Below are 26,724 nucleotides of genomic sequence, written 5' to 3'. Positions count from 1 at the left end.
CCAAGAGATGTACGACCCCACAGTCGCCCGACTCACCTACCGGGCCCTGCTCGGCCGGCGCCGGGCCCTCATCCTGGGCGCCCTGCCCTTCCTGCTGATCGCGATCTCCGTAGTGGTGCGGGGCCTCACCGGCGCCGACGACCAGACCGCGGTCGACGTCCTGGGCGGCCTCGGCCTCGCCACGATGGTGCCGATCATCGGCGTCATCGCGGGCACCGGCGCGATCGGACCGGAGATCGACGACGGCTCCGTGGTGTACCTGCTGTCCAAGCCGCTGAAGCGGCCCACGATCATCTTTACCAAGCTGATCGTGGCGATCGCCGTCACCATGGTGTTCTCGGCGGTTCCCATGCTGATCGCCGGCTTCATCCTCAACGGCAACGGCCAGCAGATCGCCGTCGCCTACACGGTGGCCGCCCTGGTCGCCTCCATCGCCTACGCGGCACTCTTCCTGCTGCTCGGCACGGTCTCCCGGCACGCGGTGGTCTTCGGACTCGTCTACGCCCTCGTCTGGGAAGCCCTGTTCGGCTCCCTGGTCGCCGGCGCCCGCACGCTGAGCGTCCAGCAGTGGTCCCTCGCCGTCGCCCACAAGGTCGCCGGCGGAGAGCTGGTCACCTCGGACGTCGGACTGACCACGGCCACGGTGTTCCTCGTCGCGGTCACCGCGGGAGCCACCTGGTTCGCCGGACAGAAGCTGCGCTCGCTGAAGCTCGCCGGCGAGGAATGACAGGTCCTGATCTTGACGGGGGCTTCATCTCTGCCCGGGCACACTGGGCAAACGGGACGGACGGCACGGACGGCTGGGAGGAACGGGGATGGCCGGAGAGGCGACGTACGGCGGCGGTCAGGCCGAGTCCGGGGACGGCTGGGACAAGCTGGTCCTGGACGACGACTTCATACGCTCCGCCGAGACGGCCGAGCCGTCCGCCCGGGCCCGGATGCTCGCGGCGCGCTGGCGCGCGGAGTCGCCCGAGCCGCAGCCGTGGCGCTCGGACGAGCCGCCCGCGGGGTGGTTCTTCAGCAAGGCTCGGCGGCGCAAGTGGCGGCGGCGGTAGGCGTCACGCGGCTGCCCTTTTATTCGGTGGCGCCCAACTCGGCGTACAGGCACAGTTGTTCTGTCGACGCCGGATCAGCCGGCGCCACTTACTGGGAGAGGAGCTGGACGATGTCGATGCACGACAGGACGTCCAACTCCCTTCAGGGCAGCCCGCGGCGGTCTCCGGAGTAGTTACCCTCCGTCGAGTCGCCCACCACGGGGAGCTGCCCGGGGCGGCCGCTTCGAGCACGCGACTCATTATCGCGTGGGCCGCCCTCCCTTTCGCCCCCGCTGCCGGGGGCATCTGAGCTGGGGCGGTTGCCCACATCTACGCGAGCAACCGCTCCAGCACCACCGCGATTCCGTCCTCCTCGTTCGAAGACGTCACCTCGTCCGCAATAGCCTTGAGCTCCTCATGCGCGTTGGCCATCGCCACGCTGTGCGCCGCCCACGCGAACATCGCGATGTCGTTGGGCATATCGCCGAAGGCAATCGTGTCGGCGGCCTTCAGGCCCAGACGGCGGGCGGCCAGGGACAGACCGGTTGCCTTGGTCAGACCCAGCGGGAGCAGTTCGACGATGCCCTCACCCGCCATCGCGACCGAGACGAAACCGCCCGCGGCCAGCTGCGCCGCCTCGGCGAGCTGGTCGTCCGTGAGGGTCGGGTGCTGGATGTAGATCTTGTTCAGCGGCGCCGCCCACAGCTCGGACACGTCCGAGAGGGGTGTCGACGGCAGCGTGCCCGTGACCGCGTACCCGTCGCCGACCAGCACATCACCGTCCAGGCCGTCCCGGCTCGCCGCCAGGAACAGCGGGCCGACCTCCGCCTCGATCTTGGCGAGTGCCACCCCGGCCAGTTGGCGGTCCAGGGTGACCGACGTCAGCAGACGGTGCTCGCCGGCGTCGTAGACCTGGGCGCCCTGGCCGCAGACCGCGAGGCCCTCGTAGCCGAGGTCGTCGAGGATGTGCCGGGTCCAGGGGACCGCGCGGCCGGTCACGACGATGTGCGCCGCACCCGCCGCGGTGGCCGCGGCGAGTGCGTCACGCGTGCGCGACGAGATCGACTCGTCGGAGCGCAGGAGCGTTCCGTCGAGGTCGGTCGCGATCAGTCGGTAGGGGAACCCCTCGGAGGGAGCCGCAGTGGTCACTTGGCGACCGGCGTCAGGACCTCACGGCCGCCCAGGTACGGACGCAGCACCTCGGGCACGCGCACGGAACCGTCGGGCAGCTGGTGGTTCTCCAGGATCGCCACGATCGTGCGCGGTACGGCGCACAGCGTGCCGTTGAGCGTGGCCAGCGGCTGCACCTTCTTGCCGTCGCGCAGGCGCACGGAGAGCCGACGGGCCTGGAAGCTGTCGCAGTTGGAGGCCGAGGTCAGCTCGCGGTACTTGCCCTGGGTCGGGATCCACGCCTCGCAGTCGAACTTGCGGGACGCCGACGAGCCCAGGTCGCCCGAGGCCACGTCGATGACCTGGAAGGGCAGTTCGAGGGCGGTGAGCCACTGCTTCTCCCAGTCCAGGAGCCGCTGGTGCTCGTTCTCCGCGTCCTCGGGAAGGACGTAGGAGAACATCTCGACCTTGTCGAACTGGTGCACGCGGAAGATGCCACGCGTGTCCTTGCCGTACGTCCCGGCCTCGCGGCGGAAGCAGGGGGAGAAGCCCGCGTAGCGCAGCGGCAGCTTGTCCGCGTCGAGGATCTCGTCCATGTGGTAGGCGGCGAGGGGGACTTCGGAGGTGCCGACCAGGTAGTAGTCGTCCTTCTCCAGGTGGTACACGTTCTCCGCGGCCTGGCCGAGGAAGCCGGTGCCCTCCATGGCGCGCGGGCGGACCAGCGCCGGGGTCAGCATCGGGATGAAGCCGGCCTCCGTGGCCTGCGCGATCGCAGCGTTGACGAGCGCCAGCTCCAGGAGGGCGCCGACGCCGGTGAGGTAGTAGAAGCGCGAGCCGGAGACCTTGGCGCCGCGCTCGACGTCGATGGCGCCCAGCGCCTCGCCGAGCTCCAGGTGGTCCTTGGGCTCGAAGCCCTCGGCGGCGAAGTCGCGGATCGTGCCGTGCGTCTCCAGGACGACGAAGTCCTCCTCGCCGCCCACGGGCACATCGGGGTGCACGAGGTTGCCGAGCTGGAGCGCGAGGCGCTTGGTCTCCTCGTCCGCCTCGTGCTGCTCGGCGTCGGCCGCCTTGACGTCTGCGGCGAGCTGGCCCGTCTTCTTGAGCAGCTCGGCCTTCTCGTCGCCGGAGGCCTTGGAGATGAGCTTGCCGATGCTCTTCTGCTCGGAACGCAGCTCGTCGAAGCGGACGCCGGACGACCTGCGTCGCTCGTCGGCGGACAGGAGAGCGTCGACGAGCGCGACGTCCTCTCCACGGGCGCGCTGGGACGCGCGCACACGGTCGGGGTCCTCACGGAGCAGGCGAAGGTCAATCACGCGGAACAGGCTACCGGTGCCGGGTTCCGGCTCACGACTCGGTATTTCGAACTGCGGCTTACATATAGTTATGGGGTATTTGCGCAGAGTGTTCTTGTGTATCGGCGCGGGTCAATGAAAAGGCGTCCCGCTCCCTGGATGGGGGCAGGCGTGAGGCGGCCTGTTGACTCGAATCCCTTGTGGGAAACGGGACTTGAGGCCGCGGTTGTCCACAGGAATCCACATCCCGGAAGAGTTATCCACAGGGTGTGCGAAAGATCTGTGGACACTGGAAATGATCATTTCCAAAAGGTTTCGCGAGCCGGGCGATTCCTGTCCCAAACGCGCTTCCTGCTCACTTTCGGGTGGAAATGCGTCGCTCCATAGGATTGCCCGAAGGAAACAGGTGGACGAAGAGTGACCTACGCGCCGGTGGACGGGTCAGGGGCCTGTAGGGAGATTTGTCGACTGGATCGCACTTCGTTGTCGACTTGTCCCCAGGTCGAGAAGCGGACCTGTGGATAACTTCTGTGGATAACGAAGATACGCAGGTAGTACCGGGCCGCTACACAGGTACCACCGGTCAGAAACGGCCGTCCTGGCAGTGCGTGACCCAGTCGGCCGCCGCCAGGAACTCCTCGTCCGAGGTCCCCGGGAACAGCGGCCGCACCCCGTCCACGCGGACGTCCGCGCGCGGGTACGAACCCAGGAAGCGCACCTGGAGACAGATCCGCTTGAGCCCGCTCAGCGCCTCGGCGACCCGGCGGTCGGAGATGTGCCCCTCGGCGTCGATGCAGAAGCAGTAGTTGCCGATGCCGGCGCCGGTCGGGCGGGACTGCAGCAGCATCATGTTGATGCCCCGGGTGGCGAACTCGCCCAGCAGGTCGCGCAGCCCGCCGGGGTGGTCGTCGCGCTGCCAGATCACGACCGACGTCTTGTCCGCGCCGGTCGGGGCCGCCGGGCGGGCGGGCCTGCCCACCAGCACGAACCGGGTCTGCGCGTTCTCCGCGTCGTGGATCTCGGTCTCCAGCGCTTCGAGACCGTACCGCGCGGCGGCGAACTCACCGGCGAACGCGGCGTCGTACTGGCCCTCCTGGACCAGCCGGGCGGCGTCCGCGTTCGAGGCCGCCGACTCCCACAGGGCGTCCGGGAGGTTCGCCTTCATCCAGTTGCGGACCTGCGGCTGGGCGGCGGGGTGCGCGGAGACCGTCTTGATGTCGGAGATCTTCGTGCCCGGCCTGACCAGCAGCGCGAAGGTGATCGACAGCAGCACCTCGCGGTAGATCATCAGCGGGGCGCCCGCGACCAGCTCGTCCAGGGTGGTGGTGATCCCGCCCTCGACGGAGTTCTCGATCGGCACGAACGCGGCCTCGGCCTCGCCGGTGCGCACGGCGTCCAGGGCGGACTGCACCGACACGTACGGGATCAGCTCCCGGGTGGCCGCCTCGGGAAGCGTCCGCAGGGCGACTTCGGTGAAGGTGCCCTCAGGGCCGAGATACGCGTAGCTGGCTGGCATGACCTCACCCTAATGGGCCTTGCGGAACCCGAAGCACGCTTCCCGGCCCAGCCACTCCATAGGGCGACAGGCTCACCCCTCCAGCAACCGCTGCCCCACGTACTCGCCCTCCGCCGCCCCGCCCGGCACCGCGAACAGACCGCTCGCCTCGTGGCGGATGTACGTCGACAGGGCATCACCGCGGTCGAGTTTCCGCTGCACGGTGACGAAGCCGCGCAACGGGTCCGCCTGCCAGCACACGAAGAGCAGCCCGGCGTCCGGGGTGCCGTCGGCGGCGATGCCGTCGTGGTACGAGAAGGGGCGCCGGAGCATCGCCGCGCCCCCGTTCTGGTCGGGCCGGGCGATCCGGGCATGCGCGTTGATGGGGACGACCAGGGCGCCCTTCGCGTCGGTCTTCTCCAGGTCCATCGCGGTCGTCTCGCCGCCCCCGGACAGGGCCGCCCCAGTGGACTTGCGGCGCCCGACGACGTTCTCCTGGGCGCCGGTCGAGAGCTTCTCCCAGTCGTCGAGGAGCATGCGGATACGGCGTACGACGGCGTAGGAGCCGTTCGCCATCCACGCCGGGTCGCTCGAACCGGACGCCGGCACGAAGATCCGCTTGTCGAAGTCGGACTCCGTCGGCTTGGGGTTGCGGGTGCCGTCGAGCTGGCCCATCAGATTGCGGGCCGTCATCTTGTGGGCCGTGGCGCCCGGCGTCCGGTTGAAGCCGTTCATCTGCCAGCGGACCTTGGCCGCGCTGCCCGCGTCCTTCTGGATCGTGCGCAGGGCGTGGAAGGCGACCAGCGCGTCATTGGCGCCGATCTGCACCCACAGGTCGCCGTTGCTGCGCGCCTTGTCGAGATGGTCGGAGGAGAAGTCGGGCAGCGGGTCGAGGGAGACGGGCCGCTGCTTCTCCAGACCCGTACGGGAGAAGAAGGAGTTGCCGAAGCCGAAGGTGATCGTCAGCGACGAGGGCCCCGCGTCCCGGGCGACCTCCGTGTCGTCCTGTGCCGCCGCCTCGCCCGCCATCAGCCGCTGGGCGGTCGTCGACCAGCGGCGCAGCAGGGCCGCCGCTTCCTTGCGGCCCGCGCCCGCCGCCAGGTCGAAGGCGACGAGATGGCCGCGCGCCTGGAGGCCCTCGGTGATGCCCGGCTGATGTTTCCCGTGAAACATTGCCATGTCCTCGCCCAGCGAGGTCAGCGGTGTGGCCCCGGCGGGCGCGGACGCGTACCCCACGGCTCCGCCCGCCGCACCGAGCACGAGCCCGGTGGCACCGGCCGTACCGAGGAGCCGTCGGCGGGAAATGCCCTCCCCTGGGGAGCCGTTTTCGGAAACGGCCTCCCCGGGAGGTGCCTCTACGGTCCGGGCCTGGGGAATGGACTGGTCAGGCATGGCGTGGTTCAGCCGATCTGCGCGTTCTTGTCGACGGTCGTCTGGTCGATGTCGGAGGTCCGCACGGTCACCGAGATCTTCCAGTCGCCCGCCATGGGGATCTGGATTCCGTTCGCGGCCCAGTGCCCGGTGGCGATGCGGTCGGGCGTCACGGGCAGCGGGCCGATCTTCTTCGCGGCGAGGGTGAAGGCGACCTTCACCTCGGGGACGTCGAAGGCCCGCCCGTTGGGGCGCTGCACATAGACGTGCATCTCGTTGCCGCCCACGCGCGCGGGGTCGAGGTCGAGCCTGATGACGCCCTTGCCGTCCGTGCCTCCGGTGTCGAAGGACATGTCCAGGGTCAGCGCGCCGGAGGACGACGTGGCCGCGGACGAGGACGATGCCTTGGCCGCCTTGGCGTCCTCCTCCGTACGGCCCGGTTCGGTGGTCGTCAGGGCGGTGGTGACGGCGAGGACGACGACGGCGACGGCGGCCTCGGCGAGCACCGAGCGGCGCAGTCCGAAGCGGACCGGGTCGGCGTCCCGCAGCCGCTTCTGCCGAGCGGTGTCCACGGCGGTCTGCTGGCGGGCGAGTTGGGCGGCGCGCTTGGAGTCGCCGGGCCCCTCGGAATCGGTGCCCTTGGCGGACGCGGTCCCGTCGGAGTCGGCCTCGGCGGACGCGGTGCTGCCAGCGACACCGGCCTTGGTGGAGGTCGTAGCGCTGGCCACACCGGCCTCGGCGGCGGTCGTAGCGCTGGAGGCACTGGCCGCGGCGGACGCCGTAGCGCCGGCGTCGGCCGTCTTCGTGGAGGCGCTGGCGTGCGCCTTCTCCTTCTCCGGCGCGCGCTCTTCGACGACTGTCGCGCTCGCCTCGGCCGTCTCCGCCAGCCGGGCGGTCCAGCGCCGGGAGATCGACGCGATGCCGACGAGCAGCGCCACGAGGCCGATCTTCACGAGCAGCAGCTGGCCGTAGCCGGTGTCGGTGAACGCCGACCAGGAGCCGAGCTGGCGCCAGGACTGGTAGATGCCGGTCGCGACGAGCGCGAGGACGCTGCCGAACGCGATGCGTGAGAAGTTCTGTACGGCCGGCCGCCCGACCAGGTTGTCGGCGGGCGCCCGGTACAGCGCGACGAGGAGGGCGGACAGGCCGCCGAGCCACATCGCGACGGCCAGCAGGTGGACGACGTCCACGGGCATCGCGATGCCCGGCTGGAGCCCGGTCGAGGCGTGCTCGGCCAGCGCCCAGCTCGCAGCGAGCCCCGAGGCGACCACACCGCCGCCGATCGCGAGACCGAAGGTGAGGTCCCGCTTCTCCTCGTCCTCGCGCTTGTCATAGGCCCCGAAGAGCACGGCGATGAACAGCGCGGCGGCGGCGAGGAGAAGGAGCCGGGAGACGAGGGCCGCGCCGGTCTTGGTCTGGAGGACCTGCCCGAGAAGGTTCAGGTCGAAGATGTCGCCGAACTTCCCGCTGGTCGTGTACGAGCCCCGCAGGAGCAGCAGCCACAGCGTGGCCGCGGTCAGCGAGAACCAGCCGGAGACGACCAGCCGCTGCAGCGCGCGCACCCCGGCGCCGCGCTGCCAGCACGCCAGGATGAAGGCGGCGCCGCCCACCATGACGATGAAGCCGGCGTACGACATGTAGCGCCCGAAGCCGTACAGCCCGCCGACGAGCCCGCCGCCCACGTCCTGGTCGGAGACCGAGACGGTGGTCTTGGAGGGGGCGCCGACGGAGAAGGTGAAGGCGCCGGCCACGGGGTGACTGTCGGCCGACACGACCTGCCAGGCCACCGTGTACGTGCCGTCGGGCAGACCGCTGCGGACCTGGATGGCGTACGTCGTACCGCTGATGTTGGACGGTTTGCCGACGTCGACGCGTTTGCCCTTCGGGTCGAGCACGCGCAGCGAGTCGTTGTTCGTCGCCACCTTCTCGGAGAAGGTGAGCGAGATCTGCGTCGGAGCCTTGTCGACCACCACCCCCGAACTGGGGTCGCTGCCGGTCAGCGCGGCGTGCGCGGAGGCGGTACCCGCCCCGGCGAAGAGCATGCCGGTGACAGCCAGGAGCAGCAGCACCAGATTGCGGACGCGGGGGGTGATGGTCGTCTTCAAGGTGGGGTCCCTCCCTCAGTGCCCGGTCGTGGGGTTGTACGTCGCCGACTTCACGGGCATCTCAACCGTGAGAGGGCCGGACTTGGCAAAGTGCAGCTTCACGGTCACGCTGTCGCCCTGCTTCAGGGTGTGCTTCAGCTTGTCGAACATCAGGTGGTTGCCCCCGCTCTTGAACACGAGTTGACCGTGTGCGGGCACATCGAGGGACGTCACTTCCTCCATCGCCTGGCCGACCGTCTCGTGCACGGAGACCGGGCCGAGGTCGCTGGTGACGGAGGTCAACTCTTCCTTCGCACCGCCCTTGTTGGCGATGTCCAGGAAGCCCGCCGCCATGTCCGAGACGGGCTGGGGCATATAGGCGGAGCTGACGGAGAGCTGGGCCTTGGCATCGTCCGAGCCACAGCCGGTGAGGACCAGCGCGCCGGTCAGCACCGCGACGGGTACGGCGAACCGCCTCACGGGTTCTCCCCCTTGATGATCTTGGGGAGGTCCTTGGTGTAGTCGTCGACGGTGGCGTCCTGGTCGTAGAGCAGGTAGCCGCCGTTGGTCTTCGGGGAGAACGCGACGACCTGGGTGCCGTGGACGGAGACCAGCTTGCCGTTCTTGTCCTTCGTGGTCGGCTCGATGGAGATGCCCATGGTGCGGGCGCCGGCCTGGATGGTGGCGAAGTCGCCGGTCAGGCCGACGAACTGGGTGTCGATGCCCTTGAGCCACTTGCCGAGTTCCGACGGGGTGTCCCGCGCCGGGTCGGTGGTGACGAACACGACCAGCAGCTTGTCCTGCTCGGCCTTGGACAGCGACTTCTTGGCGACGGCGATGTTGTTCATCGTCAGCGGGCAGATGTCGGGGCAGTGGGTGTAGCCGAAGTAGATCAGCGTCGGCCGGTTCTTGGACTCCGCGCGGAGGTCGTACTTCTTGCCGTGCGTGTCCGTGAGGACCAAGTCCGGCTTCTCGAACGGGGTGTCGAGGACGGTGGCGGCCTTCGTCGCGGTGTCCGCGGAGACCACGGAGACGGGGCTCTGGCTGTCGTCGCCGCTCCCGCAGGCGGAGAGCGTCAGGGTGGCGGCGGCGAGCAGAACGGCCGCCGCGAACGTCTTCTTGCGCATAGAGAAATGTCCCAGTTGTGAGAGCTCCGGCGCGCACCGGGGTCGTACGCAAGAGTCGCACGGACCCCTGTGCGCGCCATGAGTGACGGGCGTCAGACGGTCGTACGCCGTCGGCCGGCGAGAACGCCGTACGCCACGCCCGCCGCGCCGACGGCGATGCCGACCACGCCGAGGACGCGGGCGGTGGTGTCGGAGGAGTCGGCGGACGACGAGGTGGAGTCGGAAGCGGTGGTCTCGGTCTTGTCGGCGGCGTCCTCGGCGGTCGCGCCGGAGGCGGAGGCGGAGGTCAGCGTGAGCGTCGGGGCCGGGTTCTCGGGCTCCTCCTCGCCGTCCTTCTGCACCTCGATCCAGCGCACGACGTCCTTGTCGGAGTACGTCTGGAGCGCCTTGAAGACGAGCTGGTCGGCGTCCGTGGGCAGCATGCCGACGGAGACCGGGAACTTCTGGAAGTAGCCCGGCTCGACGCCCTTGCCGGTCGCGGTCCAGGTGACCTTGGTGACGGCCTCCGTGATCGTCTCGCCGTGCATCTCGGCGGGCTTGGCCAGCTTCGACTTGGTGACCTTGACGGTCCAGCCGCTGATCGGCTCCGGCATCACGGACGCCAGCGGGTGCTCGGTCGGGAAGGTGACTTCCAGCTTGGTGGTCGAGGCGTCGTCACGCTCGTTCGGGACCTTGAAGTCGACGACCGCGTAGCCGCCCTTGACGGCCGCGCCCTCCGGCTGCACGGACACGTGCGCGAAGGCGGGCGAGGACAGGACGAGCACGGCCGAGCCGGCGACGGCAGCGGCGGCGGCGATACGAGAGGTCTTGATGGACGTCATGGTCTTCGTGGTCTTCATGGGAAAGGAGCACTCCACTTCGAGTTCGAGTGAGTTCCGGTGGTGAAGAGGGGGCGCGTGGTTCCCCGGGTGAAACAGGGGTTTCCCGGCTGAAAAAGACGGGCACGCGCGTGTGCCGCACGACGGCGGCCTCTTCACGCACAGAAGGGAGTGCGGTGTCGGTGGTCGCGTCGCGTCAGGCGGCGAGGGCGTGTGCGGCGGCGACCGGCGGGCCGCGGCGGATCACCGAGTGCTGGAGCGCGGTGGTGTGCGGCGCGGGCGGCGCGAAGACGGCGCTACGACGCGGACGCGGGCCCGCCCCGGGCGCCCCCGGCAGCCCGGCCCGCAGGGCGCGCACCAGGGCGAGAGCTCCGCGCAGGGACCGTACGAGCGCCCCTTCCGCGACTCCATGCGCCGACAGTTCCATCAGGCGCAGCAGCGCCAGGTCCCCGCGCCGCAGCAGCCAGCCCGCGGCGAGCGCCGCGAGGACGTGACCGAGCAGCATGGACAGGGACGGGAACAGCGACATCGAGGAGCCGGCGGAGGCGGACATGACGTCCGCCGGGTGATGCATCGACCCCATGGAGCTCATCGACCCCATGGAGCTCATCGAGCCGGTCGAACCCGTCGCGCCCGAGGTCGGCAACAGCCGCGCGTCGGTGAGGATCTGGTGGGCCTGCGCCGGACTGATCCCCGCGGCGGTGGTCCCGCACAGGAGATGCGCGGCGCGCGCGACGAGCGTGGCGTCGGAGGCCGAGAGGGAGTCGGTCGATGTGGTGGTGGCGGCTGTCTGACCCAGCCCGAACAGCGTGTGCAGCACGGTCTGTCCGGCCGCGAGCGGCACCACGATCCCCGCCAGCGAACGCGCCCGCCCGGCGAGCGGCGCCACGACGAGGAAGGTCGCGAGGAAGCCCGCGCCCACTGTCCACAGCGGAACGGTGGCGCAGGAGGCGATGGCGTGACCTGCCGCGGCCAGCACGACACAGACCGCGGCGAACACCGCGGCCCTCAGGACCCGGAGTTCACCTCCGGAGCGCGCCGTACGTGGGTGGGGGGCAGTCATGGCGGGCTCATCATCGCACCGGCCTTATCGCCGCCATACGGCAGGTCCGCAACATCGGGACCATAGTGTGTCGTAGCTCACAAAGATCACTCTCCGGCGTGAGCTACCTCCGGATACACCAATTACGTTTGGGACGCATCGCCCATATGGGCGGCATCACGTCAACTCCGTGCTTACACAGGGGCACTGGCGGCAATAGGTATCACTATGTCGAGCCGCGGCCGGGAGGCTGGAGCATGAGCATCTGGTGGTCACTCCATCTGAGGCGCGAGGCCGCGAGCGTGCCACTCGCCCGGCGACTGTTCCTCGGCACGATGGAGACCGCGGGCGTCGACCCGGACATCTCCTACGACCTCTCCGTCGCCCTGAGCGAGGCGTGCGCCAACGCCGTCGAGCACGGCGGCGACACCGCGCACGGCGCGCCCACGGAGGCGTACCGGGTCACCGCGTACCTCGACGGCGAGAAGTGTCGTATCGAAGTCGCGGACTCGGGCCCCGGTTTCGCCCGCACGCAGTCCGTCCGCCCGGCCCCGAGCGAGGCCGAGAACGGCCGCGGCCTGTGCCTCATCCAGGAACTCGCCGACCACGTCCACATCGGCAACAAGCCGGGCGTGGGCGGCGCGGTGGTGAGCTTCGACAAGATCCTGAAGTGGCGGAAGGACGCGCCGTTGATGGCGGTGTAGCGCGTCGGGGTCGCGCATGGTTCCGGCCGACTTCAGCTTTCTGAGCATTCTTACCTTGCGCACAGCGCACGCCCACGTCCTTGACGGCAGCCGTCCCTAGCTTCGCGATCATGACGGGAAACCACAAAGACAAAACCATCAGCCGGCGCCGCGCTCTCGCGGTGACCGGCGGGACGGTCGCGGCCGGCGGGCTGGTGGCCGCCGGGTTCCAGTCGGCGTTCGCCGACACCGCGGACACGACCGCCGACGCGGACGCGACGGCCTCGGCTACGGCGAGCTCGACCAGCAGTGAGTGCATGACGCTGATGACGAGCGTCACGGAGGGCCCCTACTACCTCGACGGTGCCTTGGTGCGCAAGGACATCACCGAGGGCAAGGCGGGCGTCCCGCTCACCCTGCGGCTGACGGTCGTCGACGCCACGGACGGCTGCACGCCGGTCAAGGGCGCGGCCGTGGAGATCTGGCACTGCGACGCCTGGGGCTACTACTCCGGCTACACCACCGCCAACCCGGGCGGCTCGGCCCCCGCGGAGAGCGAGGAGGGCGACTCCGCCAACGACCTGACCTACCTGCGGGGTTACCAGGTCGCCAACGCCAACGGGGTCGTCAAGTTCGAGACGATCTTCCCGGGCTGGTACACGCCCCGCACCTGCCACATCCACGTGAAGGTGCACACCGGCGGAGAGAAGGAGGACGGCACCTACGAGGGCGGCAAGGTCAACTACACCGGCCAGCTGTTCTTCGCCGACGACATCGCCGAGGAGATCTTCACCCTCGACCCGTACGCCAAGCACACGGGCTCGTACACCGTCCTCGCCGACGACATGGTCTACGACGGCGGTGGCGCGACCAGCGGCCTGCTCACCCTCAAGGCCGTGCACAAGAAGGACCCGTCCAAGGGCTACAAGGGTTCCCTGACCCTCGGCGTCGACCCGGACGCCGAGAGCACGGGCGCGGGCAGCGGCGGAGGCGGTACGCCCCCGAGCGGCGCTCCGACGGGTGCGCCGCCGTCCGACAGCCCCTCCCCTTCGGCGTCCGCCTCCTCGTAAGGTACGACGATGCAGAGCCGCGAGGACGAGGCACTGGCGCGGGCCGCCGTGGACGCGCTCACCGGGCAACTGGCGCTGGCTCCCAAGCCGGGCCTGCCCGACCCGCGCGACCTGGCCGCCCGTACGACCCGCGTGGACCACTGCGCCCTGCGCTGGTCCGCCAAGGCGCTGACACCCGGCCTCGCGGCGATGGCGGCCGCCGCCCGCCGCACCGGCGAGCCGAGTCCCGTGCTCCGCGCGGAACTCGGCGCGATCGGCCGCTGCACGGAACACTCCGTCGCGCTCGCCGGCGGCGGCCACCGCGGCGCCCTGTGGGCGCTGGGCCTGCTGGTCGCGGCGGCCGCCCTGGACCCCCACGCCGGGGCCAAGGACGTCGCCGCGACCGCGAAGCGCATCGCCGCCCACCCCGACCGCCGCGCCCCGCGCAGGCCCTCGCGCGGCTCGTCGATCTCGGCGAAGTACGGCGCGGCCGGTGCGCGGGGCGAGGCGAAGGCCGGATTCCCGCACGTACGGCGGGCGTTGGACACCCTCGCCACGACCCGCGCGGCCGGGGCGACGGAGACCCAGGCCCGCCTGGACGCCCTGCTCACGGTGATGTCCACCCTCCAGGACACCGAACTCCTGCACGCCGTGGGCCCGTTGGGCCTGCGGCACGTCCAGGCGGGGGCCCGGGGCGTCTTGGAGGCGGGCGGCACGGTGACGCCGGCGGGCGCGGAGGCCCTGACCGCCTTCGACAACGACCTCCACGCGCGCGCGTGGAGCCCTCGCGGAAGTGCGGGGCTCCTGGCGGGCGCGCTGTTCCTGGACTCCTTGCCGGTCAACTCACCAGCGCCGGCTGCCTGATCGTGCCGTCCACCTGACGGCCGGCCGCCCTCCGCACCACCGGCCCCATCGCGTACGACGCCACGACCGTCGCCCCGCCCAACAGCAGCCACCCCGGCGTCCCCCACTCCAGGAGGAGGGACGTCAGCACCAGGGGGCCCATCGTCCTGGCCACGGTGACGCCGGTCCCGAAGAAGCCCTGGTACTCGCCCACCCGGTCGACGGGCGCCAGGTCGAAGGAGAGTTGCCAGGACCCCGCCGACTGCCCCATCTCGGCGGCCACTTGGAGCACCGCCCCGACCACCAGCGCCCCCACGGCCACCCACGGCGACGCGCCCGCCGACAGTGCGAACACCGCGCAGGCCGCCAGCATGATCCAGCCGGACCGCCGCACCGCGCGCGTGGCCGACGCGAGCCCGGTGATCCTGCGGGCCGTCCGCACCTGGAAGACCATCACCGCCCCGGTGTTGAGCACGAACAGCGCGGACACCAGCCAGGTCGGCGCGTCCGTCCGCTCCGCGATCCACAGCGGCAGCCCGAGGCTGAGCAACGGCATCCGCAGCAGCAGCACGGTGTTGAGCAGCGTGACGACGACGTACGGCCGGTCCCGCAGCACGCCGAGCCCGCCCGCCTTCCGCACCTGGACGCCCCGCACCGACGGCAGCCGCACCAAAAGCCCCGCGCACACCAGGAAACTCGCCGCGTCCAGCGCGAACACCCCGAGGTACGCCGACCGCGTCCCCGCCCGCAGCGCGAGCCCGCCGAGACCCGCGCCCACCGCGAGACCGGCGTTCAGCGTCGACTGGAGGTGTGCCAGCAGCCCGGTCCGCTCCCCGGCGGACACCAGCCCCGCGAGCAACGCCTGCCGGGCCGCCGCGAGCCCCGACTGCGCGGACGCGTAGGCACACGCGGCGATCACGAACGGCACGAATCCCCGGACGACGAGGAAGGACGCCACCGCGAGCCCCGTCGCCAGCGCCAGCAGCACCGCCGTACCGCGCGGCCCACGCCGGTCGGCCAGCCGCCCCAGGGGCACCCCGACCAGCGAACCGACGGCCCACGCGAGGGTGAGCCCGAGGCCCACGCGCGCGGGGGCGAGCCCGACGACGTGGGTGAAGTACAGCGCCGAGGTCACGTAGTAGGCGCCGTCACCGACGGAGTTGGTCAACTGGGCCAGCGCGAGGGTGCGTTGGGGGCCCGAGGGTGGGACGAGTGCGTTCGTCATGCCTACGACGGTAGGACGCGGTTGGGCCCGTCAGGAGGCCCAATCAGTAACTCTTTCAGTGGCCCAATTCGGCACGCTCGCCCCGGACCGCCCAAGCCCCAACCCCAACCCCAACCCCAACCCCAACCCCTTCTTACGCCCCCTTACGCCCCTTCCAGCACCCGCCCCAGTACCTCCAGCGCCTCCGGATAGACCCGCTCCCTGGGCGTCCCGTACCCCACCACAAGCCCCTGAGGCCGCCCCTCGCCGCCTCCCGCCGCGTGCCAGTGCTCCCCGAGCCGCCCGACCGCGAGCCCCTCCTCCTCGGCCCGCGCGAGCGCCGCCTCCTCGTCGGCGACCTCCACCAGCGCGTGCAGCCCGGCCGCGATGCCGTGAACGTTTGCGTGCGCCCCCAGCCGGCCGAGGAGCTGGTCGCGGCGGCGCCGGTACCGCAACCGGCACGCGCGCACGTGCCGGTCGTAGGCATGGCTGTCGATCAGTTCGGCGAGCGCCAACTGGCCGATGGTCTCGGTGTGGTGGTCGCTGTGCAGCTTGGCGTCGGCGACCGCGTCGACCAGGTGCGGCGGCAGCACCATCCAGCCGAGCCGCAGCGCGGGCCCGAGCGTCTTGGACGCGGTCCCCAGGTACACGACCTGCCCCGGTGCCATCCCCTGGAGCGCGCCCACGGGCTGCCGGTCGTAGCGGAACTCCCCGTCGTAGTCGTCCTCGACGATCAGGCCCCCACGCGCGCGTGCCCAGTCGGTCAGTGCCCGTCGGCGCTCCGGGTGCAGCGTCACGCCGGTCGGGTACTGGTGGGCCGGTGTCACCACCACGGCCGCCGCGTCCCCCAACTCCTCGGCGCGGGCGCCCCGTTCGTCGACCCGTACGGGCACCACGCGCCCGCCGTTGTGCCGCACCACCTCCCGGTGGAACGGCAGCCCCGGGTCCTCCATGGCCACCCTGGAACCGTCGAGCACGCGCGTGAGGAGCGCGAGTCCCTGCACATACCCGGACGTGATCACGATCCGCTCCGGCGGCGCGATCACCCCGCGCGCCCGCCCCAGGTACCCCGACAGCGCGGTGCGCAGTTCGATGCGGCCGCGCGGATCCCCGTAGTCGTACGCCAAGGAGGGTGCCGTCGCGATCGCGCGGCGCAGTGAGCGCAGCCAGGCCGCCGCCGGGAACGTGCCGACGTCGGGGCTGCCGGGCCGTAGGTCGAAACGGGGGACACGCGCGCGTGCCGCCGCGCCCGGTGCCTCCGCGTCGACGGAGGGCAGCAGCGCGACCTGGGTGCCCGAGCCCTGGCGCGCGGTCAGATAGCCCTCGGCGACGAGCTGGTCGTAGGCCGCCTTCGCGGTGCCCCGGGAGACGCCGAGTTCGGTCGCGAGGCGGCGGGTGGCCGGGAGGCGGGTCCCCGGGGCGAGCCGGCCGTCCCGTACGGCGTCCCGGAGGGCGCGTTCGAGACCGACCCGGCGGCCGCCCTCCGCGTCGGGTTCCAGATGCAGGTCGACGCCGACGCCGGACCAGAAGTCGTTCACGAAAAAGCCCTCCCCCTAGGCGCGTTCATGAAAAAAGCCTCCCCCTAGGCATGCGATCGGCACACGAATGGCCGGGCACCGCAGGTGTGCCCGGCCATCAGTCTTCTATCAGTTGGCAGTCGTCAGTCGTCAGCCCTTGAGGGACGCCATCCAGCTCTCGACCTCGGCCGAGGTGCGGGGCAGGCCGTCGGACAGGTTCCGGTTGCCGTCCTCGGTGACCAGGATGTCGTCCTCGATGCGGACGCCGATGCCGCGGTACTCCTCGGGGACGGTGAGGTCGTCCGCCTGGAAGTACAGGCCGGGCTCCACCGTGAGGACCATGCCGGGCTCCAGGGTGCCCTCCACGTATGTCTCGGTCCGCGCGGCGGCGCAGTCGTGGACGTCCATGCCGAGCATGTGACCCGTGCCGTGCAGCGTCCAGCGGCGCTGGAGGCCCAGCTCCAGGACGCGCTCCACAGGCCCCTCGACGAGACCCCACTCGACGACCTTCTCGGCCAGCACGCGCTGCGCCGCGTCATGGAAGTCGCGGTACTTGCCGCCCGGCTGCACCGCCGCGATACCGGCCTCCTGGGCCTCGTGGACGGCGTCGTAGACCTGCTTCTGGATGTCGCTGAAGCGGCCGTTGATCGGCAGCGTGCGCGTGACGTCGGCGGTGTACAGGGTGTACGTCTCGACACCGGCGTCCAGGAGGAGCAGGTCGCCGGAGCGGACCGGGCCGTCGTTGCGCACCCAGTGCAGGGTGCACGCGTGCGGGCCCGCGGCGCAGATCGAGCTGTAGCCGATGTCGTTGCCCTCCACGCGCGCGCGGAGGAAGAACGTGCCCTCGATGTAGCGCTCGGTCCTGGCCTCGGGCTTGTCGAGGACCTTGACCACGTCCTCGAAGCCGCGGACCGTCGAGTCGACGGCCTTCTGCAGCTCGCCGATCTCGAACTCGTCCTTGATCAGGCGTGCTTCGGAGAGGAAGACCCGCAGTTCCTCGTCGCGCTCGGCGGTGACCTTGTCGGTCAGCGCGGCCTCGATGCCGGCGTCGTAGCCGCGCACGACGCGCACCGGGCCGGTGGCCTCGCGCAGGGCGGCGGGCAGTTCGCGGACGTCGGAGGCGGGGATGCCGTAGAGCTGCTCGGCCTCGGTGAGGGAGTGGCGGCGGCCGACCCACAGCTCGCCCTGGCCGGAGAGCCAGAACTCGCCGTTCTCGCGGTCGGAGCGCGGCAGGAGGTAGATCGTCGCCTTGTGACCCTCGGCGGTGGGCTCCAGGACGAGGACGCCGTCCTCGGTGAGGTTGCCCGTCAGGTACGCGTACTCGACCGACGCCCGGAAGGGGTACTCGGTGTCGTTCGAGCGGATCTTCAGGTTGCCCGCGGGGATCACCAGGCGCTCGCCCGGGAAGCGCGCGGAGAGCGCGGCACGGCGGGCGGCGGTGTGCTCGACCTGCTCGACCGGCTGCAGATCATGCAGCTCCGTGTCGGCCCAGCCGGACTTCATGCTCTCGGCCAACTCGTCGGACACGCCCGGGTACAAGCCGTTCTTCCGCTTCTTGATGGGCTCTTCAGACTCATCTTCCGGGCCCGCTGCGGTAGCAGCAGGATCCGGAACAGCCGGTGTGAGCTCGTCGGCCACGGTCATCCTCCTAGATACGGCACTGGACCCCGTCCATCGTACGGTCGTACGGAAGGGGGCCCAGGGCCGTATGGCCTGTTACACATGGCTGTCCGGCGACTACTCGAAGCGAGCCGCCAGGAGGACCACGTCCTCGTCGCTGTCGGCCGTGTCGAGGCCGTCCGGCAGGACCGTCCGCAGGACGTGCTCGGCGATCCGGGCCGGGTCGTCGCGCAGCGCCTTGGGGACGCTCGCCGCCGCCGCGTGCAGGCGGGCGAAGGCGCGGTCCATGGGGTCGCCGGTGCGGTGCAGCAGCCCGTCCGTGTAGAGCAGCACCGTCTCGCCGGGCTCCGCCTCCAGCTCCACGCTCGGCGCCTCCCAGCAGGCCAGCATGCCGAGCGGCGCGGACACGGAGGTCTCCACGAACTCCGTGCGCCGCTCGCCGACCAGGAGCGGCGGGCTGTGTCCGGCGCCGGCCAGGGTGATCTTGCGCAGCGCGGGCTCGCAGTAGGCGAACAGGGCGGTGGCCGAGCGGGCGGGTTCGGTGAGCCTGAGGAGCAGTTCGAGGTCGGACAGGACCGCTACCGGGTCCTCGCCCTCCATCACCGCGTACGCCCGCAGGGACGCGCGCAGCCGGCCCATCGCGGCGATCGCGCTCGGCCCGGAACCGGTCACCGAGCCGACCGCGAGGCCGAGCGCGGCATCGGGCAGCGGCAGCGCGTCGTACCAGTCGCCGCCGCCGCGCGGACCCGTGCGGTGCAGCGCGGCGAGCTGCACACCGGCCACGCGGGGGAGCCGGGACGGCAGCAGCTCCTCGGCGATGGTCGTCATGCACGCGCGCGTGCGCTCGACTTCGAGGACGCGGGCGAGGTGCTCGGTGGCGTAGCGGGCGTACAGGCCGACGAGGTGGCGCTGCCGCTCGACCGGCTCGGCGGGCTCGTCGTACAGCCACACGGCCGCGCCCAGCCGCCCGGCCGCGTCGGTCGCCAGGGGCAGCGCGTAACTGGCCGCGTAGCCCAGGCGTACGGCGACCTCGCGGTGGCGCGGGTCGAGGGCGTCCTCGGCGAACAGGTCGGGGTGGACGATCTCGCCGCCCTCGCCCCCGGGAGCGCCGTCGAGAATCTGGCCGTAGGACATCGCCCCGCGCGGGACGGTTTCCATGTGGCCGAGGTCGGAGCGGGCGAGGCCGAGGCCGATGGTGGTGTCGGGGCCCAGGCCGTCGCCGGGCTCCAGGACGACGAGTCCGCGGCGGGCGCCCACCAGGGCGGCTCCGGCGCGCAGCAGCTCCTGGAGTGCTTCGTCGAGTGCGTCCGTGCGTGCCAGCCGCTCCGTGAGTTCATGGAGGGTCGTGAGATCGGACACCCAGCCGGCGAGCCGGTCCTGGAGCAGGGCACCTGGCGCGTTCGGTGCGGTGTCAGGCGTGTTCTGGGTGTTCGAGGAGGGGTTTGGAGGGGTATCGGTGGCGGCAGGCGCGGGCGCGACAGTGTGTGCGGGCGAGGGAACCGTTGAATCGATTCCAGCCACTTTCGGAGGGTGCGGGGCGTTCATGGCGTCCGGCTTTCCGACCGGTGCGTATTGCTCAAAAGCATCGCAAACCCCCATGTCATTCTGCGCCGCTGGCAGTGTCTCCACATGTACACGCACTCGTGAGGGGATGTCCAGCATTGTCCTGCTGGGATTCCTGGTGTCCATGGGTTTACCGGGGGTATTTCGCTCTCCTCTTGCGGATTGGCAAAGTTGGCTTAAAACTGCATCAGGGGACGGTCCATTGCGGTCGACTGGGTTTGCTCGACGGAGCGTCACAGCGGTCGTGATGGGTACGTACTCGGAGAAGGCCAGGGGTGGCTGGGGGTCACCCGGAACCTGGTGAAGGACCCGGGCGTCTTAACCACCGACGATCGTGCCCCATCCTCCCGTGGCGGAGGCGAAGAGAACTACGCGGGACAGCAAAACGCCAGACTTCGCCACCCCCAATCGCCACGCCCATGCTTTTCAAGCACGCACGGGTTCCCCTTGCCGAAGGCAGGGGTGTGATGCGCCAACAGGTACGCACAGTGAAGTGATCGACACATGATGTGATGTGGTCCTCGGTGTTGCCAGCGGTGCAACGGAAAGGAACGAGCGCTCATGCGCGAGATCCTCGGAAAGCGACGCAGGCTCCTGTCCAGGCGAGACAACAGGAGGTCTGAGATGCTCAGCGCGGCCCTGACCTTCGCGACGGAATGGCAATGGCCCGTACTCCCGGGCGTGGCACCGGACCCTCAGGGTCGGGCCCGTTGCGGCTGTCCGGACCCGGAGTGCACGGTCCCCGGCGCACACCCCTTCGACCCCGGCCTCCTCGCGGCCACCACCGACGCCCGCATGGTGCGCTGGTGGTGGGGCAACCGCCCCGCCGCGCCGATCGTCCTCGCCACCGGCGACAAGGCTCCCTGCGCGGTCAGCCTGCCCGCACCCGCGGCCTCCCGGGCCCTCGCCGCGCTCGACCGCCAGGGCATGCGCCTCGGTCCGGTCGTCGCCGCGCCGACCCGCTGGTCGCTGCTCGTCAAGCCGTACTCCCTGGAGCAGTTGGGCGAGCTGCTCTACGCCAAGGACCACGTCCCCGGCTCGCTCCGCTTCCACGGCGAGGGCGGCTACCTCGCCCTGCCCCCCTCCGAGACCGGCCAGGGCCAGATCCGCTGGGAGCGCGCACCACTGCCCGGCTCGTCCTCGCCCTGGGTACCCGACGTCGAGGCCGTGGTGGACGCCGTGGTCGAGGCCCTCACTCGTACGGGTGTGAGCGCCCCCGAGTTGTAGGGGTGTCGGGCGCGGGCGGGTCCTGACGCCCCTGCTCGGTCGTTATCTTCCGCTCTATGAACCTTCGTCTGCTCGCCCTCGCGGGCGTCGCGGTGTGCGCGGTCGCGCTGCCGCTGGCCGTGGCGTCCGCGGGACCCGTACGCGACGAGGGTCACGCGGTCGTACGGTCCCTCTCCCTCGGGTCCTCCGACGACGACCCCAAGGCGCCCTCCGCCGCGCCTTCCCCCGCCCGCTCCCCGTTGACGCTCGGCCTGGGTCTCGCGACGGCCGCGCGCTGCGGACCCGAGCTCTCCTCCCCCGACGGCATCGAGGCGCAGACCTGTGTCATGACGCAGGGTGAGGACACCTGGGCGCGCACCTACTACCGCAACGCGACCGGCGACGACCTGGACGCGGTGCTGAGCCTCATGGGTCCGGCCGACCGCACCGTGCAGATGCACTGCGCCGTGGAGGCCGAGGACGAGCCCGCGCTGTGCGAGACGCCCCGGGAGCGGACACGGGGCGATCTGGAGGCCTACACGGCCGTGGCGGAGTTCGCGGGGCGAGGCGGGAGCGGGCCGCTGTTGCTGCGCTCGGGGAGCAACTCCTCGGCGCCTACGGCGAGTTGACGGACGACGTCGTTCCGTACACGCGGGCCGGGCATGAAAAGACCCGGTTGCTGGCGACGGGGGATGCACCAGCAACCGGGCTACTCGAACGGTAACAAGAGATCGGCGGTTCGCAAATTCGATCTCGGCTATTCGGACACCGACTTCCCTTTCACAACGGGGAGTTGTGACAGGAGTCACCCGAGTGAACAGGCCTGTTGCGACCGAACCGTCTGCCGGTCGAACCCTTGGCCCATTCCGGGTGTCAGCTCAGCGTGACCTGCCGGTTGGTGAGACCGCCCCGCGCGCGGCGCTCGTCCGAGGTGAGCGGCGCGTCCGTGGCCAGCGCGGTGGTGAGGCGCTCGGCGAACTCGGCGGCCGGCTTCTCGATGTCGTCCGCGCCGAGCCCGCTCGGCAGGTCCCAGACGGGGACGGTGAGACCGTGAGCACGGAAGGACCCCACGAGACGGGTGCCCTCACCGAGACCGGAGCGGCCCGCGGCGTGCAACCGCGCGAGACCGTCCAGAAGTTGCTCCTCCGGGTACGGCATGACCCAGCGCAGATGGTTCTTGTCCGGCGTCTCGCACCAGTACGCGGCGTCCACGCCCTGGAGCTTGACGGTCGGGATGGCGGCGGCGTTGGCGCGCTCCAGGGAGGCGGTCACCTCCGGCGCAGCGTTCTCCGCCTCCGGGACCCAGAATTCGAAGCCCGGGTGCACAACTGGCTCGAACGTGCCTTCCGGGTCGAGCAGATCCTGAAGTCGCGGACCGTCGGCCGGTGCGCGGCGGGCCTGCACCGGAGTGCCCGGGTCGGCGGCCAGCGCGCGCTGGAGGGTGTCGGCGAGGTCGCGGCTGATGTCGCCGGAGGCCGTGTCGTTCTGCAGGCCGAGCAGCACCGAGCCGTCGTCCCGGCGCAGGGCCGGCCAGGCCATCGGCAGCACCGTGGCGAGCGTGACGGACGGAACCCCTTCGGGGAGACCGCCCTTGAGGGGCAGTTCGACCGTGGCCGCGGGCACCAGCTCGCGCAGCGCCACCCAGTCGCCCTCGCCGGGCAGTCCCTCGAAGGGGCGTTGCACCAGCTCGGTCACCGCGTGGGCGGCGGCCCGGCCGTGGCAGGCCTTGTAGCGGCGGCCGCTGCCGCAGGGGCAGGGCTCGCGGGCACCGACGACCGGGACCTCCGCGTCGCTGAGCTGCGGCCGCTTGGCCGTGGTCTGGGGGCGCTTCTTGGCCATCGTGGGTGTCTCCCGGTTACGGCTCGTCTGGTACGGGCGGGAGCCTAGCCGTTCACGCCATGACCGACGGGTGCCTGTGGACAACCCGGCGGGTGTGGACGGCGGCCTGTGGACAGCGCGGGTGACGTGGACAGGTACGGGCCGGCGGGTCAGTCCAAGTCGTCGAACGCGTCCGCGAACTCCAGCCGGGGGATCGCGGAGCCCTGGGAGACCGTGGGAGCCGTGACGCGCGTAGCGAAGTCGTCGCGCCGGTGCCCCGCATCCGGATCATCCACGTCGTCCTGCACGACGACCCACACCGTGACCTCGCCCCGGGTGTCGTCCCGGACACCCCAGTCGTCGGCCAGCGCGGTGATGATGTTCAGGCCGCGTCCGCCGCGCGCGGTCACCGAAGGGGTGGCCGGAGCCGGGCGGGTCGGGCCGCCGCCGTCCGTCACCTCGACCGTGAGTCGGCCGCCCGTGTCCACGCGCCAGGCGCACCGGACGTCACCGTCACCGGCCAGGGCGTCGCCCAGGGGCCGGCCGTGCTTGCACGCGTTGCTCAGCAGTTCGGAGAGGATCAGTACGGCATCGTCGATGACCGCTTCCGACACACCGCCCGTACGCAACTGGTCGCGCATGCGATGTCTTGCTTCCCCCACGCCCGCAGGGCCATGGGATACGGCCATGCTCGACGACGTGGGCACCTCTTGTGCCACCACCAACGCCACCCCCGAGACCTCCTTCGCCCCACGCCACGGTGTGGATGCCCCATGGGCCTGTACCGGAAACCGGCCAATCCACGTTCAGTGACGCATTCGCAATGCTCGAACACGGACCGAACGCGCCGGAGCACTCCCTGTGATGGAGTGGCTTGTTTTCGGTGGTGTGGCCGAGTTCGGAGGATGGTGCAGGTGAGGTGCCCGGGTCAAGGGGTGTTTAGGGGTCTTTATGAGGTTCTTTAATCTCCGCGGCCGAGCTGGCTCAGAACGGCCCCCGGCCGGTTGGTGATGATGGCGTCAATGCCCAGGTCAACGCAGAGATCGACGTCCTCGGGATCGTTGACCGTCCACACGTGCACCTGGTGACCGGCGTTTTTCAGCCGCTCGATGTACGCAGGGTGATTGCGCACGATCCGGATCGAGGGACCTGCGATCCGGACACCGGCCGGAAGTCGACCGTCCCTCAGGCGTGGCGAGAGGAACTGCAACAGGTAGACCGTCGGCAGCGTGGGGGACGCGGCCCGCACCCGGTGCAGCGAGCGCGCCGAGAAGCTCATGACCCGTACCGGGGAGTCGGCGGCGGTGGCCGGGGCGTCCAGGCCGAAGCGCTTCAGGAGCACCAGCAGCCGTTCCTCGACCTGCCCGGCCCAGCGCGTCGGATGCTTCGTCTCGATGGCCAGCTCCACCCGTCGGCCCGCGTCCGCGACGAGTTCGAGCAGTCGCTCCAGGGTGAGGACGGAGGTGTCCTCCCGGTCCTCCGGGTCCTCGGGGAGGTGCTCCCAGTCGGGCTCCTCGTCCCGTGTCTTCCAGGAGTCGCGGTTGTCGCGGGCCTTCCAGGACCCGAAGTCGAGGGCGGCCAGGTCGGCGAGCTCCAGTGCCGAGACCGCCCCGCGCCCGTTCGACGTCCGGTTGACGCGGCGGTCGTGGACACAGACGAGATGGCCGTCGGCGGTCAGCCGTACATCGCATTCGAGGGCGTCCGCACCGTCCTCGATCGCCTTCTTGTAGGCGGCCAGGGTGTGTTCGGGCGCCTCTTCGGAGGCTCCGCGGTGGGCGACGACTTGGATCCGGTGCTGCCGTGCGAGGGTCACCGCGTCATGGTGCCATCGCGACGGGGAAGGCGTGGAACCGAAGGGTCGTAGCCGGGTCCGTGGCCAGGCTCGTAGTCAGGCCCGTGGCCGGGCTCGTAGCAAGGGTCGTGGAAGACTCGTAGAGAGTATGCCTCTTTAGCCCGATAGATCCCTTATAAAGGTTCGCCATCAACCCACAGGCACCGCTTATGGTGCTCTGACGGCCGGTGGGAAAAGCTGACGGCATACAAAAGCACATGCACAGCTGTTTCGCGCCGGACCGATCGACAAGCGTGAAGAGTGTGACCGCATGCTTCCGAGAACAACAGCCGTGGACCGAGGAGAAGAGCTGTGAGCACCGAGAACGAGGGCACTGAGGTACCCCCGGCCCCGTCTGCACCTCCTGTGCCGGTGGAATCTCCCGCAGCTTCCCCGCAGGCGGCCGCGGCCGAGGGGGGCGCGCCCACAACGCAGCTCCCGCCGGTGCCTCCGGGCGCCCCGCAGGACACGCTGCACGCGGGCCCCGCCCCGGCGTACGCCGGAGCGCCCCCGCAGGGCACGGGATCCGCCCCCGACGCCTCCTGGCCGCCCCCGCCGCCCGCCACCCCGTCGTACGCCGACAGCGGCACGGGCGCGGGCGCGTACGGCGGTGAGGGCGTCGGCGGATACGCGGGCGACACGACCGCAGGTGCGGGCGGATACGGAGACGGCGGCTGGGGTACCCCGTACCAGCAGCAGCCCGCGCCCAAGAAGCCCGGTGGCGGACGCGGTGGCCTGATCGCCGCCGTGCTGATCGCCGCGCTGGTGGCCGGCGGCCTGGGCGGTGGCCTCGGCTACACCCTGGCCAAGGACCACGACGACAACAGCAACTCCACCACCGTCTCCGCCGACACCGGCAGCAGCGCCTCCGTGAAGCGCGACCCGGGCACCATCGCGGGCGTCGCCGCCAAGTCGCTGCCCAGCACCGTCACCATCGAGGCCGAGAGCACCAGCGGCGAGGGCGGCACGGGCACGGGCTTCGTGTTCGACACCCAGGGCCACATCGTCACCAACAACCACGTCGTCGCCGACGCGGTCGACGGCGGCAAGCTCACGGCGACCTTCCCGGACGGCAAGAAGTACAACGCCGAGATCGTCGGCCACGCCCAGGGCTACGACGTCGCGGTGATCAAGCTCAAGGACGCCCCCAGCAACCTCAAGCCGCTCGCCCTCGGCGACTCGGACAAGGTGGCCGTCGGCGACGAGACGATCGCCATCGGCGCCCCCTTCGGCCTGTCCAACACGGTGACCACGGGCATCATCAGCGCCAAGAACCGCCCGGTGGCCTCCAGCGACGGCAGCTCCACCAGCAAGGCGTCGTACATGAGCGCCCTGCAGACCGACGCCTCGATCAACCCCGGCAACTCGGGCGGTCCGCTGCTCGACGCGCAGGGCTCGGTCATCGGCATCAACTCCGCGATCCAGTCGACCAGCAGCGGCGGCCTCGGCTCCACCAGCCAGTCCGGCTCGATCGGCCTGGGCTTCGCCATCCCGATCAACCAGGCGAAGTACGTCGCCCAGCAGCTGATCAAGACCGGCAAGCCGGTGTACGCCAAGATCGGCGCCTCCGTCTCCCTGGAGGACAGCGCCTCCGGTGCGACGATCACCGCCGAGGGCGTCAGCGGCGCCTCCTCGGTGGAGGCCGGCGGCCCCGCGGCCAAGGCGGGCCTCAAGGCCGGCGACGTCATCACCAAGCTCGACGACTCGGTGATCGACAGCGGCCCGACCCTGATCGGCGAGATCTGGACCCACAAGCCGGGCGACAAGGTCAAGATCACCTACAAGCGCGGCGGCACGGAGCACACGACCGACCTGACCCTCGGGTCGAGGGTCGGCGACAGCTGACGCGGCTGACACACAGCCGACGTAGGTAGCGTCAGGCGATCAACCGGCGGGCCGGGCAAGGGTTTCCTTGCCCGGCCCGGTCGTTTTCCGGCCGGGCGTTTTCGTCCTCCACGCGTGCGTGCATGCGGCTGAACCCGACTCGGGGACCTCGACTCAGGGACCTCGACTAGGG

General features: G+C 70.7%; 24 protein-coding genes. 8 read left to right on the top strand and 16 right to left on the bottom strand.

Features of this window, described 5'->3' with window-relative positions:
* Positions 1 to 7: 7 nt before the first annotated feature.
* Both OG588_RS24715 and OG588_RS24710 read left to right on the top strand, forming a co-directional pair.
* Complete coding sequence (locus OG588_RS24715) at positions 8 to 727, top strand: ABC transporter permease (RefSeq protein WP_019055075.1); 720 nt, start codon at positions 8 to 10, stop codon at positions 725 to 727.
* An 88-nt stretch (positions 728 to 815) separates the two neighbouring features.
* Positions 816 to 1,055, top strand: a complete 240-nt coding sequence (locus OG588_RS24710) for a hypothetical protein (protein ID WP_019055074.1) — start codon at positions 816 to 818, stop codon at positions 1,053 to 1,055.
* A gap of 309 nt (positions 1,056 to 1,364) precedes the next feature.
* Here the strand turns inward: OG588_RS24710 and OG588_RS24705 are convergent, their stop codons facing one another.
* The 9 genes from OG588_RS24705 to OG588_RS24665 form a co-directional block, all read right to left on the bottom strand.
* Positions 1,365 to 2,183, bottom strand: a complete 819-nt coding sequence (locus OG588_RS24705; protein WP_405949201.1) for an HAD family hydrolase — start codon at positions 2,181 to 2,183, stop codon at positions 1,365 to 1,367.
* Complete coding sequence (gene serS, locus OG588_RS24700; RefSeq protein ID WP_405949200.1) at positions 2,180 to 3,457, bottom strand: serine--tRNA ligase; 1,278 nt, start codon at positions 3,455 to 3,457, stop codon at positions 2,180 to 2,182. Before serS ends, OG588_RS24705 begins: the two co-directional genes overlap by 4 nt.
* Before the next feature lie 562 nt (positions 3,458 to 4,019).
* A complete protein-coding gene (pheA, locus tag OG588_RS24695; RefSeq protein WP_019055070.1) occupies positions 4,020 to 4,952 on the bottom strand; it encodes a prephenate dehydratase in 933 nt (310 codons plus the stop codon).
* 72 nt (positions 4,953 to 5,024) lie between these two features.
* Positions 5,025 to 6,323 carry an iron uptake transporter deferrochelatase/peroxidase subunit gene (efeB, locus tag OG588_RS24690; protein ID WP_405949199.1) on the bottom strand — a complete coding sequence of 433 codons (1,299 nt, stop codon included), beginning with the start codon at positions 6,321 to 6,323 and terminating at the stop codon, positions 5,025 to 5,027.
* Positions 6,324 to 6,331: 8 nt separating this feature from the next.
* Positions 6,332 to 8,407 carry a copper resistance CopC/CopD family protein gene (locus OG588_RS24685; protein ID WP_405949198.1) on the bottom strand — a complete coding sequence of 692 codons (2,076 nt, stop codon included), beginning with the start codon at positions 8,405 to 8,407 and terminating at the stop codon, positions 6,332 to 6,334.
* Positions 8,408 to 8,422: 15 nt separating this feature from the next.
* Complete coding sequence (locus OG588_RS24680) at positions 8,423 to 8,866, bottom strand: copper chaperone PCu(A)C (RefSeq protein WP_405949197.1); 444 nt, start codon at positions 8,864 to 8,866, stop codon at positions 8,423 to 8,425.
* Positions 8,863 to 9,513 (bottom strand): SCO family protein, encoded by a 651-nt coding sequence (locus OG588_RS24675; protein ID WP_405949196.1) that lies wholly within the window; start codon positions 9,511 to 9,513, stop codon positions 8,863 to 8,865. Before OG588_RS24675 ends, OG588_RS24680 begins: the two co-directional genes overlap by 4 nt.
* Positions 9,514 to 9,605: 92 nt before the next feature.
* A complete protein-coding gene (locus tag OG588_RS24670) occupies positions 9,606 to 10,325 on the bottom strand; it encodes a YcnI family protein (RefSeq protein WP_405953201.1) in 720 nt (239 codons plus the stop codon).
* Positions 10,326 to 10,527: 202 nt separating this feature from the next.
* Positions 10,528 to 11,394, bottom strand: a complete 867-nt coding sequence (locus OG588_RS24665; RefSeq protein WP_405949195.1) for a hypothetical protein — start codon at positions 11,392 to 11,394, stop codon at positions 10,528 to 10,530.
* Positions 11,395 to 11,630: 236 nt separating this feature from the next.
* On the opposite strand from OG588_RS24665, the gene OG588_RS24660 reads away from it, so the two are divergent.
* The 3 genes from OG588_RS24660 (at position 11,631) to OG588_RS24650 (ending at position 13,969) form a co-directional block, all read left to right on the top strand.
* Positions 11,631 to 12,077, top strand: coding sequence for an ATP-binding protein (locus tag OG588_RS24660; RefSeq protein ID WP_019055063.1), 447 nt, complete (start codon positions 11,631 to 11,633; stop codon positions 12,075 to 12,077).
* 110 nt (positions 12,078 to 12,187) lie between these two features.
* Positions 12,188 to 13,126 carry an intradiol ring-cleavage dioxygenase gene (locus tag OG588_RS24655; protein WP_405949194.1) on the top strand — a complete coding sequence of 313 codons (939 nt, stop codon included), beginning with the start codon at positions 12,188 to 12,190 and terminating at the stop codon, positions 13,124 to 13,126.
* 9 nt (positions 13,127 to 13,135) lie between these two features.
* A complete protein-coding gene (locus tag OG588_RS24650) occupies positions 13,136 to 13,969 on the top strand; it encodes a triphosphoribosyl-dephospho-CoA synthase (protein ID WP_405949193.1) in 834 nt (277 codons plus the stop codon).
* Here OG588_RS24650 and OG588_RS24645 read toward each other — a convergent pair.
* The 4 genes from OG588_RS24645 to OG588_RS24630 all read right to left on the bottom strand — a co-directional run bounded on the left by OG588_RS24645 (position 13,944) and on the right by OG588_RS24630 (position 19,951).
* Positions 13,944 to 15,173, bottom strand: coding sequence for an MFS transporter (locus tag OG588_RS24645; RefSeq protein ID WP_405949192.1), 1,230 nt, complete (start codon positions 15,171 to 15,173; stop codon positions 13,944 to 13,946). The genes OG588_RS24650 and OG588_RS24645 overlap by 26 nt on opposite strands.
* Before the next feature lie 143 nt (positions 15,174 to 15,316).
* Positions 15,317 to 16,690, bottom strand: a complete 1,374-nt coding sequence (locus OG588_RS24640) for a PLP-dependent aminotransferase family protein (RefSeq protein ID WP_405949191.1) — start codon at positions 16,688 to 16,690, stop codon at positions 15,317 to 15,319.
* 129 nt (positions 16,691 to 16,819) lie between these two features.
* Positions 16,820 to 18,313 carry an aminopeptidase P family protein gene (locus tag OG588_RS24635; protein WP_405949190.1) on the bottom strand — a complete coding sequence of 498 codons (1,494 nt, stop codon included), beginning with the start codon at positions 18,311 to 18,313 and terminating at the stop codon, positions 16,820 to 16,822.
* Between the two features lie 93 nt (positions 18,314 to 18,406).
* The gene (locus OG588_RS24630) at positions 18,407 to 19,951 is read right to left on the bottom strand and encodes a PP2C family protein-serine/threonine phosphatase (protein WP_405953200.1); all 1,545 of its coding nucleotides are present in this window, start codon (positions 19,949 to 19,951) and stop codon (positions 18,407 to 18,409) included.
* A gap of 462 nt (positions 19,952 to 20,413) precedes the next feature.
* On the opposite strand from OG588_RS24630, the gene OG588_RS24625 reads away from it, so the two are divergent.
* Together OG588_RS24625 and OG588_RS24620 are read left to right on the top strand one after the other, a co-directional pair.
* Complete coding sequence (locus OG588_RS24625; protein WP_026150092.1) at positions 20,414 to 21,079, top strand: bifunctional DNA primase/polymerase; 666 nt, start codon at positions 20,414 to 20,416, stop codon at positions 21,077 to 21,079.
* Positions 21,080 to 21,135: 56 nt separating this feature from the next.
* Entirely contained in the window at positions 21,136 to 21,687 is a 552-nt protein-coding gene (locus OG588_RS24620) for a hypothetical protein (RefSeq protein ID WP_405949189.1), read from the top strand.
* Between the two features lie 244 nt (positions 21,688 to 21,931).
* Here the strand turns inward: OG588_RS24620 and OG588_RS24615 are convergent, their stop codons facing one another.
* The 3 genes from OG588_RS24615 to OG588_RS24605 all read right to left on the bottom strand — a co-directional run bounded on the left by OG588_RS24615 (position 21,932) and on the right by OG588_RS24605 (position 24,689).
* Positions 21,932 to 22,897, bottom strand: coding sequence for a DUF5926 family protein (locus OG588_RS24615; RefSeq protein ID WP_405949188.1), 966 nt, complete (start codon positions 22,895 to 22,897; stop codon positions 21,932 to 21,934).
* Positions 22,898 to 23,046: 149 nt separating this feature from the next.
* Positions 23,047 to 23,607, bottom strand: a complete 561-nt coding sequence (locus OG588_RS24610; protein ID WP_043257980.1) for an ATP-binding protein — start codon at positions 23,605 to 23,607, stop codon at positions 23,047 to 23,049.
* Positions 23,608 to 23,837: 230 nt separating this feature from the next.
* On the bottom strand, positions 23,838 to 24,689 hold the full coding sequence (locus tag OG588_RS24605; RefSeq protein ID WP_405949187.1) for a glycerophosphodiester phosphodiesterase: 852 nt from the start codon (positions 24,687 to 24,689) through the stop codon (positions 23,838 to 23,840).
* A 330-nt stretch (positions 24,690 to 25,019) separates the two neighbouring features.
* Here OG588_RS24605 and OG588_RS24600 point away from each other — a divergent pair, with 330 nt between their 5' ends.
* On the top strand, positions 25,020 to 26,552 hold the full coding sequence (locus tag OG588_RS24600; protein WP_405949186.1) for a S1C family serine protease: 1,533 nt from the start codon (positions 25,020 to 25,022) through the stop codon (positions 26,550 to 26,552).
* Positions 26,553 to 26,724: the final 172 nt, after the last annotated feature.

The sequence above is a fragment of the Streptomyces prunicolor genome, from assembly GCF_045162825.1.
Taxonomy (GTDB): domain Bacteria; phylum Actinomycetota; class Actinomycetes; order Streptomycetales; family Streptomycetaceae; genus Streptomyces; species Streptomyces prunicolor.
The sequence above is the reverse complement of the archived record's forward strand: the minus strand, read 5'-3'. Positions and strand labels throughout refer to the sequence as shown.